General features: G+C 39.6%; 12 protein-coding genes, 1 pseudogene and 1 riboswitch. Of the genes and pseudogenes, 2 read left to right on the forward strand and 11 right to left on the reverse strand.

What is annotated here, in order from left to right:
- Positions 1-11 precede the first annotated feature (11 nt).
- The 4 genes from ACXAE4_RS22025 to ACXAE4_RS22040 form a co-directional block, all read right to left on the reverse strand.
- On the reverse strand, positions 12-1,145 hold the full coding sequence (locus ACXAE4_RS22025; protein ID WP_289578801.1) for a DUF2087 domain-containing protein: 1,134 nt from the start codon (positions 1,143-1,145) through the stop codon (positions 12-14).
- A 404-nt stretch (positions 1,146-1,549) separates the two neighbouring features.
- Positions 1,550-2,008: a VOC family protein gene (locus ACXAE4_RS22030; RefSeq protein WP_289578800.1), complete on the reverse strand. Its 459-nt coding sequence runs from the start codon at positions 2,006-2,008 to the stop codon at positions 1,550-1,552.
- A gap of 269 nt (positions 2,009-2,277) precedes the next feature.
- Complete coding sequence (locus tag ACXAE4_RS22035) at positions 2,278-3,141, reverse strand: GRP family sugar transporter (RefSeq protein ID WP_014461163.1); 864 nt, start codon at positions 3,139-3,141, stop codon at positions 2,278-2,280.
- Positions 3,142-3,544: 403 nt separating this feature from the next.
- The gene (locus tag ACXAE4_RS22040) at positions 3,545-4,522 is read right to left on the reverse strand and encodes a carbohydrate kinase family protein (RefSeq protein ID WP_475236913.1); all 978 of its coding nucleotides are present in this window, start codon (positions 4,520-4,522) and stop codon (positions 3,545-3,547) included.
- 462 nt (positions 4,523-4,984) lie between these two features.
- On the opposite strand from ACXAE4_RS22040, the gene ACXAE4_RS22045 reads away from it, so the two are divergent.
- Positions 4,985-5,311, forward strand: coding sequence for a cyclic-phosphate processing receiver domain-containing protein (locus tag ACXAE4_RS22045; RefSeq protein ID WP_014461165.1), 327 nt, complete (start codon positions 4,985-4,987; stop codon positions 5,309-5,311).
- A gap of 214 nt (positions 5,312-5,525) precedes the next feature.
- Here ACXAE4_RS22045 and ACXAE4_RS22050 read toward each other — a convergent pair whose 3' ends face one another.
- The 6 genes and pseudogenes from ACXAE4_RS22050 to ACXAE4_RS22075 form a co-directional block, all read right to left on the reverse strand.
- Positions 5,526-6,362, reverse strand: a complete 837-nt coding sequence (locus ACXAE4_RS22050; protein ID WP_289578798.1) for a formate/nitrite transporter family protein — start codon at positions 6,360-6,362, stop codon at positions 5,526-5,528.
- Between the two features lie 24 nt (positions 6,363-6,386).
- On the reverse strand, positions 6,387-7,157 hold the full coding sequence (gene cobA / locus ACXAE4_RS22055) for a uroporphyrinogen-III C-methyltransferase (protein ID WP_289578797.1): 771 nt from the start codon (positions 7,155-7,157) through the stop codon (positions 6,387-6,389).
- Positions 7,158-7,228: 71 nt separating this feature from the next.
- Positions 7,229-7,555 (reverse strand): nitrite reductase small subunit NirD, encoded by a 327-nt coding sequence (gene nirD / locus ACXAE4_RS22060; RefSeq protein ID WP_013055862.1) that lies wholly within the window; start codon positions 7,553-7,555, stop codon positions 7,229-7,231.
- Positions 7,556-7,573: 18 nt separating this feature from the next.
- Entirely contained in the window at positions 7,574-9,988 is a 2,415-nt protein-coding gene (gene nirB / locus ACXAE4_RS22065; protein ID WP_289578796.1) for a nitrite reductase large subunit NirB, read from the reverse strand.
- Positions 9,989-10,367: 379 nt separating this feature from the next.
- Positions 10,368-11,054, reverse strand: a complete 687-nt coding sequence (locus ACXAE4_RS22070; RefSeq protein WP_289578795.1) for an SGNH/GDSL hydrolase family protein — start codon at positions 11,052-11,054, stop codon at positions 10,368-10,370.
- A pseudogene (locus tag ACXAE4_RS22075) lies at positions 11,054-11,467 on the reverse strand (FAD-dependent oxidoreductase); the annotation flags it as partial. The gene ACXAE4_RS22070 and the pseudogene ACXAE4_RS22075, both read right to left, overlap by 1 nt.
- Before the next feature lie 312 nt (positions 11,468-11,779).
- A riboswitch (cyclic di-GMP riboswitch) is annotated at positions 11,780-11,864 on the forward strand.
- A gap of 18 nt (positions 11,865-11,882) precedes the next feature.
- Here ACXAE4_RS22075 and sinI point away from each other — a divergent pair.
- Positions 11,883-12,014, forward strand: coding sequence for a DNA-binding anti-repressor SinI (sinI, locus tag ACXAE4_RS22080; protein WP_289578794.1), 132 nt, complete (start codon positions 11,883-11,885; stop codon positions 12,012-12,014).
- An 18-nt stretch (positions 12,015-12,032) separates the two neighbouring features.
- On the opposite strand, the gene ACXAE4_RS22085 is transcribed toward sinI, so the two are convergent.
- On the reverse strand, positions 12,033-12,200 hold the full coding sequence (locus ACXAE4_RS22085; protein ID WP_289578793.1) for an anti-repressor SinI family protein: 168 nt from the start codon (positions 12,198-12,200) through the stop codon (positions 12,033-12,035).
- Positions 12,201-12,639: the final 439 nt, after the last annotated feature.

Raw genomic sequence — 12,639 nt, forward strand, 5'->3', positions numbered from 1 at the left:
ATTCTTCACACCTATTTCTCCTTTGTATCAGCTTTCGGCGAATGATAGCCTTTTTCGCCGTAAGGCTGCAGCTTCTCTAACCATTTCGCTTCTAGTTTCAGCAAATCCTTTTTTGAAAGTGCTTTTTCTTCTTCTCTTTTAATCGTTTCCAACATCTCAATTGAAAAAGCATCCGCTCCGTACGTATTCCACTCGTTTTGAAGCTCTTTATTTTGATGAGTGTTCGTCTTTAACGTGAACTTTACGCCGTTTAACGTTTTGATGTTAGGCGTAGAGCCAATGTAAATCTTATCGTTTTGAAGGTTTTTAATTTGATACACGCCGCCTTCTGTTTTTACTTCTTTCGCTAGCTGCTTCATTTGTTTTTTATAGTCTTTCGAATCAGTACTCATCTCTGTCTCTCCTTTTCTCCAGTAGCTGCTTCCGTCTGCGCTGCGCTCTAAGAAACCGTACTCAATTAAATAGCGTCGCAGCACCGCATAATCGTCATAAAAAGGTGTTAACCTATCATTTACTTCTTTTTCGGTATACGTGCTATTAAAATCAAAATGCCCGCTTAATTCTTCAAGAACAACAAGACGGTGTTTTTCTTGCAAATGAAAAGTACGAAGCGGTCCGTTTAAACCTTGAGGAAAATTCTTCGCTAAAATCTTTTCACGTTCTTCATCACTGACGCTGTAGCGCTGATTTCTTCTAGGCACCGTATTTGTTACGGGTACCGCCTTCTCTTCATCCCCTTCATTTAACAGTTCCATCAGCGTTAAAAACACTTTTGCCTGACGCTCTTTTTTCTTTAATGTAAAGCGGTGATTCCGAATGGTGGATGAACTGCCGATTCCCATTTCTTTTTGGATATCACTATCACTTTTTCCTTCTTTAAAAAACTTCACTAAATTTTTTTGATGATCAGAAAGACCCGTTACTTCTTTATCTAGCCCTATCAAATGATGAAACACAGACCCGTGCTGCTGTTCCACATGAAGCTTCATATAGCGTTTTGCTTCATAAAAAACACCTTCCACCGGATAAATAATGCCTTTTTCAATGCTTTCACCGCACAGTAAGCAGTGGTAGTGATTTTCGCTTTCCCCGTACCCTTTCTTCATATCTTCAAAAGATGATTCCCAAAACAAGTCGTTTACCATTTAAATAGACACCTTTCTATTTTGTTTATTAATTTATAAACAAATATATTATATGTTTATTCTTATGTCAATCTTACGTTTATGATACATAAAAAAGGTTGAGACATAACGAAATGAATCCAACCTAAAGATGAACAAACGGGATACACGAGCTCGTATAGATCGCTTATGACACCGCAGTTAATTTCCATGCAAGACTTCGCTTTCCGCGGGCGGCCGGTGAGCCTCCTCGTCGCTTGCGCTCCTGCGGGGTCTCACCTGTTCCGCTTTTCCCGCAGGAGTCTACGCCTTGCCTTCCAATTAACTGCTAGAAAGACCTACACATATGAAACCTACGTTTACCATAACTAAAAAAACGAACCGCTAATCAAACACGTTGATCAGTGGTTCGTTTTTCACTTCGGCTAAAATAATTTCGTCCCTGTCTCTTTATTCCATTCACTTAAATACGGAAAATCCTTAGATACGACAGGCTCATCATTCAAAAGCGTAATTAACTCTAAGCTGTTACCGTCAGGGTCATTAAAATACACGCAAGCTGCCGGCATCCACGTATGAACAATTGGCTCTGTTTGAGGCTTTCCAAACGACGTTTCTTCCGGCTCAATGCCTTTTGAACGCAGCCACGTTAACGCTTCATGAATATCTGCTGCCTCAATTCCAAAAGCAAAATGACTCCTTTTTAACTCTTTTTCGTTTGTTTCCCACAGCCCGAGCATCTGCTTTTGTTCTCCTACAAAGAAAAAAGCACAGCGCCTCTCTTCAATTTTATGAACAAACGTCAGTCCAAGACGTCTATAAAATTCAATCGAATCCTCCAAACTCCGAACCTGTACATGCGTCTCATAAATACTCTTGATCATAGCCTCTCCTCCATCCTTTCCTACTACTATAAGCCATTTCACACCAAACAGCTTCCTAACAAAGAATGAAAAACAATCAGCCTTAAGAACGAGAAACCCCTAACACAAACGTACAGCTTGGAAATTCCGAAGAGCACTGTGGGTTTGACTTTGACTTTGAATTTGACTAAGGGTTTGAGGCTACCCCGCAAGGGGTGCCTCAAACCCTTAGGTCTAGAAAAACCCCCATGGCTGCACTTTAGCCATGGGGGTTTTTCTACATCGATAAATTAAGCGTGGGCTTTTGCGAGGCCTATGCAGATACCGCCTGAAATAATCAGTACACTCGCAAGAGATACATAGAATAATTGACGCTTCGTTTTCTTTTCTCCCAAGAAGACAATACCGCCAAAGATAGAAATAACGATACCCATTTGCGATAATGAAAAGCTTGTTGCTACGCCTAGTCTTGATTGAGATAAGAATAAGAACATGTTTCCAGATGCCCAGATTAGACCTGGTAAGATATTACGAATCGTATATTTGTTAAATGGCTTATGTTTGTATGTAATGATTAAACCGCCAATTAACATACCAATTGCTTGCGGGAATAAAGCTGCCCATGCGTCTACGTTGAAAATACGTGCGATAACTACGTAAACTAAGAATCCAAGACTTGAAATGATAAGAGTGATAACTCCTTTTTTCGTTTGTCCTGGAGTCCCTTGTGCTCCTTCTTTTTTACCGTCTAATGAAGAAAGCACAACGCCTGCTAGTATTAAAAGAATTGCAATAGATCCAAGTACAATCGTTTGAAGCGTTGACCATTCTTTAAATACAATAACACCAAAAAGAGCCGTTGATACTAATTGCATACCCGTTGAAATCGGCATTGACTTTGAAACCCCAAGGTATGGAACACTTTTAAACTGATTGCTTTGACCTACTGACCAGAACAAACCTGAAACAATTCCGACAATAACAAGCGTTGGCGTTAACACCGGCTGCACAATCATAAACTGAACAAATGAAAGAATCAAAGCTCCAATAATTGTTCCCAGCGTTTGACTGTAAGGTCCACCGCCCATCTTCATACTAACTAAAATCATGCTTCCCCACGCAACGGAAGGAAGAACACCTAGCAAAATATCCATCTTTCTCTTAACCTACTTTCCTATTTCTAATCTATGTGCATCGTATGTAACGACCTGCTGCTTTTCTTTCATCCAGGGCCAAGCACTTATACTCCCTTGAATATTCCCCAAAAGGTCTAGAAAATTTAATAGGATCGCTCTTTGATCCTATTAAATTTTCTACATCGATAAAAATATATAACGTTTTCATAAATAGTGGTAAAACTGCTACTTTTTGCTGCTCGTATTATACTAACACGAACATTTATTATTTAGCTAGAAATTTTTTTGATTATTTTTTAAAAACAGAAAAAATTTTTTTCTTCTTGCTCCGCAGCTTGCTTCTCCCTCTTATGTAGTCTGCAATCAGCAGAAACGGACGCCTCTGCTGATTGAAAATAAGATGAGATAAAGCCTTTTCATTTTAGTTAGCTACAGGCTTACAAAATTGCTCTACTACTTCTTTGGCTGGAATTGAACTGATCGCACCTTTTCCAGTTGTCGTTAAGGCACCGCTTGCATTTGCAAAGCGCAAAATAGCATCGTGGTCGCGGTCAAGAATAGCCGTTAAGTTTTCTTGTGACACATCGCGGCTTAATAGCTGATAAAGGAATCCGCCAATAAACGCATCTCCTGCACCTGTTGTATCAACAACCGCTACTTTGTAACCGTTTGATTCATAGACAGCTTCTTTTGTATAAAGCGTTGCGCCTTCTGCACCTTTTGTGAACACAACTACTTGAACGTCACCTGTAAATAGAGACTGAATCGCTTGCTGTTCATCTTCAATGCCTGTGATAAACGCTAGCTCGTCGTCTGAAATTTTGACAATGTGCGCTTGAGGAATAAATTCTAAAATCGTTTGACGGCATAGCTCGTGGTCTTTCCACAGTGGAAGACGTACATTTGGATCAAAGCTGATAACGCCGCCTTTTTCTTTCATGCTTTTAATCGCTTTCATATGAGCGTATTTCATAGGACTTTCAACTAAATCAACCGAACAGAAATGAAGAAGATCGTTGCTTGCAAACCAATCAGGGTTAATTTCGTCTTCAGTTAGCAATAAATCTGCTGAAGGATTACGATAGAAGCTGAAATCTCTTTCTCCGTCTTCACGAAGAGAAACAAAAGCTAAAGCTGTGTTTGCTTCTTCTGTACGATAGACCATATCAGTACCTACTCCTACTTCACAAAGCGTATCTACTAGAAAGTCTCCAAACGCATCTTCTCCAACTTTCGTAATAAGCGCTGACTCATTACCGTATGTAGCAACAACTGCCGCAACGTTTGCCGGCGCTCCGCCTGGCACACGCGTAAACGATTCCACTTCTTTTAATTGAAGACCTTTTTGAGCTGGAATCATATCAATTAATACTTCACCGATACTAAATAACTTACCCATTCTATTCACCTTACTTTTCTTTTTTGTCATATTGTCATACTATCATACTATGTTCCAAAAAATCCTTAAATCAAATTATACGTCCCAAACATCTTTTTCGTAAAGAGAAATTTCCCATTTTTTTTAAAAAAATCGTAAATGATCGTTTTTTTCTGACAATCCTTTATTGGCCAAATCGCTTCCATCCCTTGTCAAATCTGGGATTAAAATGACTTTCTTACATAAAGATAGAGGGATAAAAAAAGCAATGTCTAGTTTTAACTGTTTATCTACTCATTTTTCGTTCGACATTTCTTCTCTTATTTCCTGTTTATTCGCCTCGGATATGCAAATAATGATAAAATTTCGTGTTTTTACCCCTATTTAAGAAGGAATAGCTTAAAACGTGTCGAATAGACTTAGGTAGGTATATGACATTATGTATGTTACACTAAATACAAGGCAAGGAAGGGAGAATCAGTCATGAAAATCAATGTTTTTCTAGACGACTATCGCAAGTGCCCTGACGGTCATGTTTTAGCCGAAACGATTGATGAATGTATTGATCTGCTAAGATCATTCGATGTTGAACATTTGTCACTCGATCACGATTTACTCAGCAAGACACGGAATGGATTAATGCTCGTGCATTTTATGGTAAAGCACCATTTATATGCCGATCGAATTACGATTCACTCCGCCAATCATTTAGGCAGCAAAGCAATGTACAACTGCTTTAAGGAAGCTCAAAAAGAGCATAAAATGCCAAACAACATTAAAATTCTAAGATGCCCTCTGCCTCTTCGATGATATCTGCACCCTCACACATTCATTTCAACAGAATCTGTCCGATTCAATTCTCACAGACATCCTGTTTCTATAAAATGAAGAACAATACTGCTTGTTCGATACGTATAGATGTGAATACGCTTTAAGCAGTTTATATTATATAGAAGAAACCGCTCTAAAATACCGTGATGATAGCTTTAAAAAGCAGACTATATGGTACAAAGAGCGGTTTTTGCTATTTAGACAGTTTTGCAGAATCCAAATCAGCTGAGAGAGCAGCCGGCTGTTTTTTAACTTCTTTTAGCTGCCTAGCGTTCACGAACCAGTAAATGCTTCCTACAAACAGTCCTCCCCCTACGATGTTTCCGAGTGTAACAGGAATTAAATTATGCAATAGTCCAGCAGCCGAAATCGCATCAGGATGCGGAAGCAATAAAGCCAGACCAAGAAACGTCATATTTGCCACGCTGTGCTCGTATCCTGAAGCAACAAATGCAAACAGCATCCAAAAAATAAGCATGATCTTTGCCGCATCGCTTTTAGTGCGCGAAGCGGTCCAAATCGCAAGACAAACAAGCCAGTTGCAAAGGATGCCGCGGAAAAATAATTCACTGACCGGCAAATTCATTTTTTTAGCTGCCAGCGCCATAAGTAAATGATTAGGTTCAATTCCTTTAAACAAACCGGTTCCGGTAATTAACAAACAAAGCCCAAACGCACCTATCGCATTTCCGATAAAACACCACGCCCAGTTTTTAAACGTATCTTTCCATGTTGTGACTCCTGATAGCGTACTGACCGTATAAACCATATGATTCCCCGTAAACAATTCTGCTCCTGCAAATACGACAAGCAGGAGAGCAACAGCAAATGATAACCCCATCACAAGAGAAACGACCGGTAAAGAAGCAGAAGCTAAAGGCGCTCCTACCGATAGAGCTAATATAACGCCAAGTCCTACGTAAGCACCCGCTAGCACGGCTAAAAGCAAATAACTCGGCAAATGATCATTCACAAGCTTCGTTTTTTCACGGGCTAACTCATTCATTGACTGCAGTGAATTCTTAAGCAAAAGCGTTTCCTCCTTTTATTCATCTTAGACGCATACTTTTTCTTCTGTTTTTTCCAAAAACCAAGAAAGAGCAGAAGCTTGGTTCACCACTTCACCAATCACAATCATCGCGGGATTGCTGACTTGCTGCTCGGCAGCCGTGTCTACGATTGTGCCAAGCGTACCTGTAACCGTGCGCTGATAAAGCGACGTCCCTTGCTCAATAAGAGCGACCGGCGTATCTGCGCTTTTCCCCGCTTCTAAAAGCTGACGGCAAATATACGGTAAGTTTTTAACGCCCATATAAATCGCAAGCGTATCAACTCCTTTTGCTAAATGCTCCCAGCGAATACTTTCCGGCTTGCCGCTCAAGCAGTGTCCCGTCACAACGGCAAACGAACGGCTCAGCTCTCGATGCGTCACAGGGATTCCAGCATAAGCCGGTGCCGCGATGCCTGCTGTAATACCCGGAACGACTTCAAATGGAATTCCATTCTGAACGAGCACTTCTGCTTCTTCCCCGCCTCTTCCGAAAATAAACGGATCTCCGCCTTTTAACCGCACCACGGTATTTCCTTTTCTTGCGTAGAATACAAGCAAATCATGAATATCATCTTGAGAAACGCAGTGATCACCAGGCTTTTTCCCGCAGTAGACGAGTTCTGCTCCTTCTTTTGCATACTGAAGAAGAACAGGGTTCACTAAGCGGTCATATAAAATAACGTCTGCTTTTTCTAAACATTTGGCTGCTTTTATCGTTAGCAAATCTGGATCTCCTGGTCCGGCTCCTACAATGTACACTTTTCCTGTTCTCATTTTTGCTTCGCTCCTTTTAGTGTGTCCCCTTGAATTTTTGTGGCGCGTTGAAAGTCAACGCGCCACGGTACTTATTCTTCAATTAAAAGATACAGTAAATCTCCTTCAACAGACGCTTCGTACGTGTCTACACATCCGCTGTCAGGCTCTTGTACGTTACCGTCATGCAAGCAAATCTTCCAGTCGTGCATCGGACAAAACACCGAGTCGCCGCTCACGATTCCTTCACTTAGCACGCCGCCTTTATGCGGACAGCGGTTTTCAATTGCCCGTATTTTTCCGCTTGATAGCTTAAACACCGCAATTTCTTTTCCGTTTACTTTCACTGTTTTACCTAGACTTACCGGAAAATCATGAATCGATCCTACGCATACTTTTGTAATGTTTTTATTCACCATCTTTATTTCCCCCCAGCTTTATGATGTGACAACTGTTTCGAACAGCTCTTTTTTCGTCTTTTTGCTTTCGACGATTTCTTTCCAAGGATCACGGTACGTAGATAACGCTTCGTCCATACGCATATTCAGCTCTCTTCTCGTCTCAGCGTCATCAAGCACTAACTGAATGTGCGAAAGTCCCATGCGCTCAATCCATGCAGACGTACGCTCTAAGTAATTAGCCGTTTCTCGGTAATACTGCAAATAAGCTCCTGTAATGTCCATCAATTCTTCGTCTGTTTTTACTTTATACAACAGATCTCCGCCGCGAAGGTGCGTACCTCCATTTCCGCCTACGTAAATTTCCCAGCCGCCGTCAATTCCAATAAAGCCGATATCTTTAATACCTGACTCAGCGCAGCTTCTTGGACAAGCAGATACAGCCATTTTCACTTTATGAGGCGTCCATAGTCCTTCAAATTTTTTCTCAAGCGCAATTCCAACGCCCATTGAATCCTGCGTGCCAAAACGGCAAAACTGCTCGCCGACGCATGTTTTCACGGTCCGCAGCGACTTACCGTACGCGTAGCCAGAAGGCATATCTAACTCTTCCCATACGCTAGGCAAATCTTCTTTTTTAACACCAAACAAATCAAGACGCTGACCACCCGTCACTTTTACGAGCGGAATTTCATATTTATCAACAACATCTGCAATTTTTCGTAAATCTTCTGCGTTTGTGACGCCTCCGTACATGCGAGGAACAACAGAATACGTGCCGTCTTTTTGAATATTGGCGTGCATGCGTTCATTCACAAATCGTGATTCGCGTTCATCAACGTATCCGGTTGGATTCACCATACCTAAATAATAGTTTAGCGCTGGACGGCATTTCGAACAGCCTTCTTCATTGTTCCATTCAAGTACATTCATCACTTCACGCGTATGCGAAAGGCCCTTTGCTTTGATTTCTTCGACAACTTCATCTCGTGACAAAGTCGTACAGCCGCAAATCGCTTCTTTTTGAGCCGTAGCGTCAAAGTCAGCGCCAAGAGTATGCTGAAGCACTTCCGCTACAAGCGGTTTACATCCTCCGCAGGAGCGAGAGGCACTTGTACAAGCTTTGATTTCATCAACCGATGAGCATCCTTGTTTTTGGATAGCTTCCACAATCGTACCTTTTGTTACGCCGTTACAGCCGCAAATAATATCATCGGCGCTCATGCTTGCTACTAAGCTTTCACCCGCGTTACCGCCAGACGGCTGTAAAATCGACACTTTTGCGACATCGGATACATCTTCTTGCTTTTGAATCATTGAAAACAGTCGATTTCCGTCGCTGCTGTCTCCAAAAAGAACGGCTCCTACGATTTGATTGCCTCGCAAAACAAGTTTTTTATAAATACCGTCTTGTTCATCGAACACTTTGATTGCTTTTTTCTTTTCATCTTCCGTGAAGTCTCCTGCTGAGAACACTTCAACACCTGATACTTTTAGCTGCGTGGATAAAACCGATCCTTCATAAGGCACTTTTTCTGCCCCGCAAATCGCTTTTGCTAATGCTTTTCCTTGTTCATACAAAGGTGCCACTAGTCCGTATACCATTCCTCTATGCTCTGCACATTCTCCAACCGCGTAGATGTTTGGAATATCCGTTTGCATATAGTCATTCACAACAATTCCTCGGTTTACGTCAAGTCCCGCTTCTTTTGCAAGCTGAACATTTGGCTTAATTCCAACGGCCATCACGACCAAATCAGCTTCTAAAAACGTCCCGTCTTTAAAAGATAATCCTTCAACTCGCTCATCGCCGACGATTTCGGCCGTTTGTTTTTCAAGCAAAAACTCCATGCCTTGTTTTTCTAATTCGTTTTGAAGCAATTTGCCGGCTGTTGGGTCGAGCTGACGTTCCATTAAATACGGAGCTAAATGAATCACAGATACGTCCATTCCCAAATTTAACAGTCCGCGCGCCGCTTCTAATCCAAGCAGTCCGCCTCCAATAACCGCTGCTTTTTTATACTGCTGTGATGCCTGCAGCATTTCATCCGTGTCTTTTATATCTCGAAAAGCCGTAACTCCTCTTTTATCGGATCCTGGAATCGGAAGAATAAAAGGAAGAGAGCCCGTTGCTAAAATTAACTCATCATACGATTCTACTCTCCCACTGTTTGTCGCTACTTCTTTTTTTACTGAATCGATACTCGTAACCGTTTCGCCCGTATATAATGTAATATTGTTTTCTTGATACCAGTTCCAATCGTTTAACGTAATGTCTTCAACATTTGTATCTCCTTGCAGCACTTTTGATAACAAAATACGATTATAGTTCGGATGCGGCTCGCTTCCGAAAATCGTAATCTCAAACGCTTCGCTTGAAAGCTTCAATACTTCTTCAATCGCTCGAACTCCAGCCATTCCATTTCCAATCAATACGAGTTTCTTTTTTTGCATCTTCCATTCCTCCCCTGGCGTCTATACCTGCTTGTTTCAAAGATATATTTTCTATGCATCTTTAAAGATATATTTAAGATATATGAATTTTCTGAATCGTTCAACTTATGTGTTAGGTTATCTAACACAGTTATGGTATGTATGCGATTCCATTGCTTTAACAGCAAGCAAAAAAAATAAGTGCTCTAATTACGTTTTAATTTGGATCATCCTTTGCATTTTATTTTGTGATGTTTTTCACAACATTAATTTAGCAAGAATAAATAACCTGAGCTATGATAAAAATCACTCCTATTAAAAATGATTAATAATTTCAGAGTTTTGGTCTAAAAACTCTAAAAAGACAAGCCCTATTCTACATATAATAGGGCTTGTCTTTTTATTTTCCCGTAAACCAATTCACAACGTATTCTCCCCACACTTCATTTCCTTTTTTCGTTAAATTGCCGCTGTCTTTATTGATATACTCTCCTAAATGAAACGGCCAAATGAGCGAATGATTCATATAATAAACCCAGTTTGCTTCGGATACTCCCCTGATCGCTTCTACCCCTTCTTCATAGGACTCGGTTTGTGAAATATATGGCTGTGAAGGCTGAATCATAAGGGTTTTTTTCAAATCTTTGAGCTGATGAATCAGCTTGTCTGTATTTTCAAACGTCTCATCTAGCGTAAGGTGCTGGTAATCATTTTTAAGAGGTGCTTCAAACAGAATAATGTTTGGCTGAAGTTGATTAATTTGATCAGCAATATGTGAGGATAAAAGCTCATCCGTTGTCCCGTTACCATATGAAAGTGTTTTAACCGTAAATACATCGCTTCCATATGTAGATGCTAGATCTTTTTTTAACTGCTGTGGCCACCCTGTTTCCTTTACGGATGTGGCAAGCACAAGAGTCAGAGGTTTTTTAATTGCGATAGATGACTGGATTTGCTTTGTGATAAAGTCCGGAATTTTTTTTGTATAAGCAGATACATCCGAAAACTGTTTTTCTTTATGTACAACAGCAGTTTTTACTTCACTTGCCTGCGCTTCCGTTTGCTCCTGCCAGTGCTGCGTCCCCATATATCTTCCGTGTCTTTTATATCTCGAAAAGCCGTAACTCCTTTTTTATCAGATCCTGGAATCGGAAGAATAAAAGGAAAAGAGCCCGTTGCTAAAATCAACTCATCATACGATTCTACTCTGCCGCTGTTTGTCGCTACTTGTTTTTTTATCGAATCGATACTAGTAACCGTTTCGCCCGTATATAATGTAATATTGTTTTCTTGATACCAGTTCCAATCGTTTAACGTAATGTCTTCAACATTCGTATCTCCTTGCAGCACTTTTGATAGTAAAATACGATTATAGTTCGGATGCGGCTCGCTTCCGAAAATCGTAATTTCAAACGCTTCGCTTAAAACCTTCAATACTTCTTCAATTGCTCGAACTCCAGCCATTCCATTTCCAATCGATACGAGTTTCTTTTTTTGCATCTTCCATTCCTCCCCTGGCGTCTATACCTGCTTGTTTCAAAGGTATATTTTTTATGCATCTTTAAAGATACATTTGAGGTATATGAATTTTCTGAATAATTTAACTTATGTCTTAGGTTATCTAACATATAAGTTTTATGTATGCGATTACAATGTTGGAATATAAAGAAAAAATATTTATACGAAAAGTCTGGCATAGGGAATAGAATGCTTTTGAAGATGCTTAAAATAACGGAAACTTAGTCTCAAAAACTTATTTTTTACATGTTTTCACAGACTAAGTATAGTAGAATATAATTTAAATTATATTATTACAGAAAAAGGCAAACTAATTGAAAAGTTAGGACGCAAAACTACAAATATACGGTTTTTACACTATGATGGCTGAGTTTCCTTTACTAAAGGAGCAGACTTGATGGAAAAGCTGAATAAAGTATTTGATAACGAACTAGATAAAGATTGGCTGCAGCTTATTTACGAAGCAAAACAGCTGGGCTTATCTAGCAAAGAAATTAAGGATTTTTTACAACAAAATAAAGCACGATAATAAAAAAGCCATTAGAACTTAGGTTCTAATGGTTTTTTTGCTGCTACGTATACTTTTATTTTCTAGAGATTTTTGTTTAAGAAACTCTTCAAACTCACTCTTCGTTATATTTGAATCCATTGCTTCCTTAACAAGGGCCATCCATTCTGGAGGAAGCAATATATCATTTTTTTCATCAATATCCATTTTATCCCTTCTTTCAACCTTTCTAATTATAAATCAAATTCTGTTGCAATATAACCCTCATACCTATTTTTTTACGTTAATTTAATAAAATTATACTAAACTCCCTAAACTATTATGTCAGTAAAACAGACATTATTCTAGAGAAAAATCGCTTTTTTGTTTCTGATAAAGAACATTTTTTGATTTTGTTCTTTATTAAGGTTTACCAACCGAGGATTTTTTTGTATAATTAACTCAAATTTTGTAATATTAATCCATTTTATTTAGGAGGACCATAATGCCCTTATCTTATTCTTTAAAACGAATTAAAACACCTTTGCAGTTTTTTGGTATCACGCTTTATAAATGCCCAAGCACCGGCTCTTATTATTATAAAAGCAGAGCAAACCGGCATTTAAAAAAAGTAAAATAGGTAACTCAAGAAAATAAAACCTTTACT

It is taken from the genome of Priestia sp. ABM2_011, assembly GCF_056158845.1.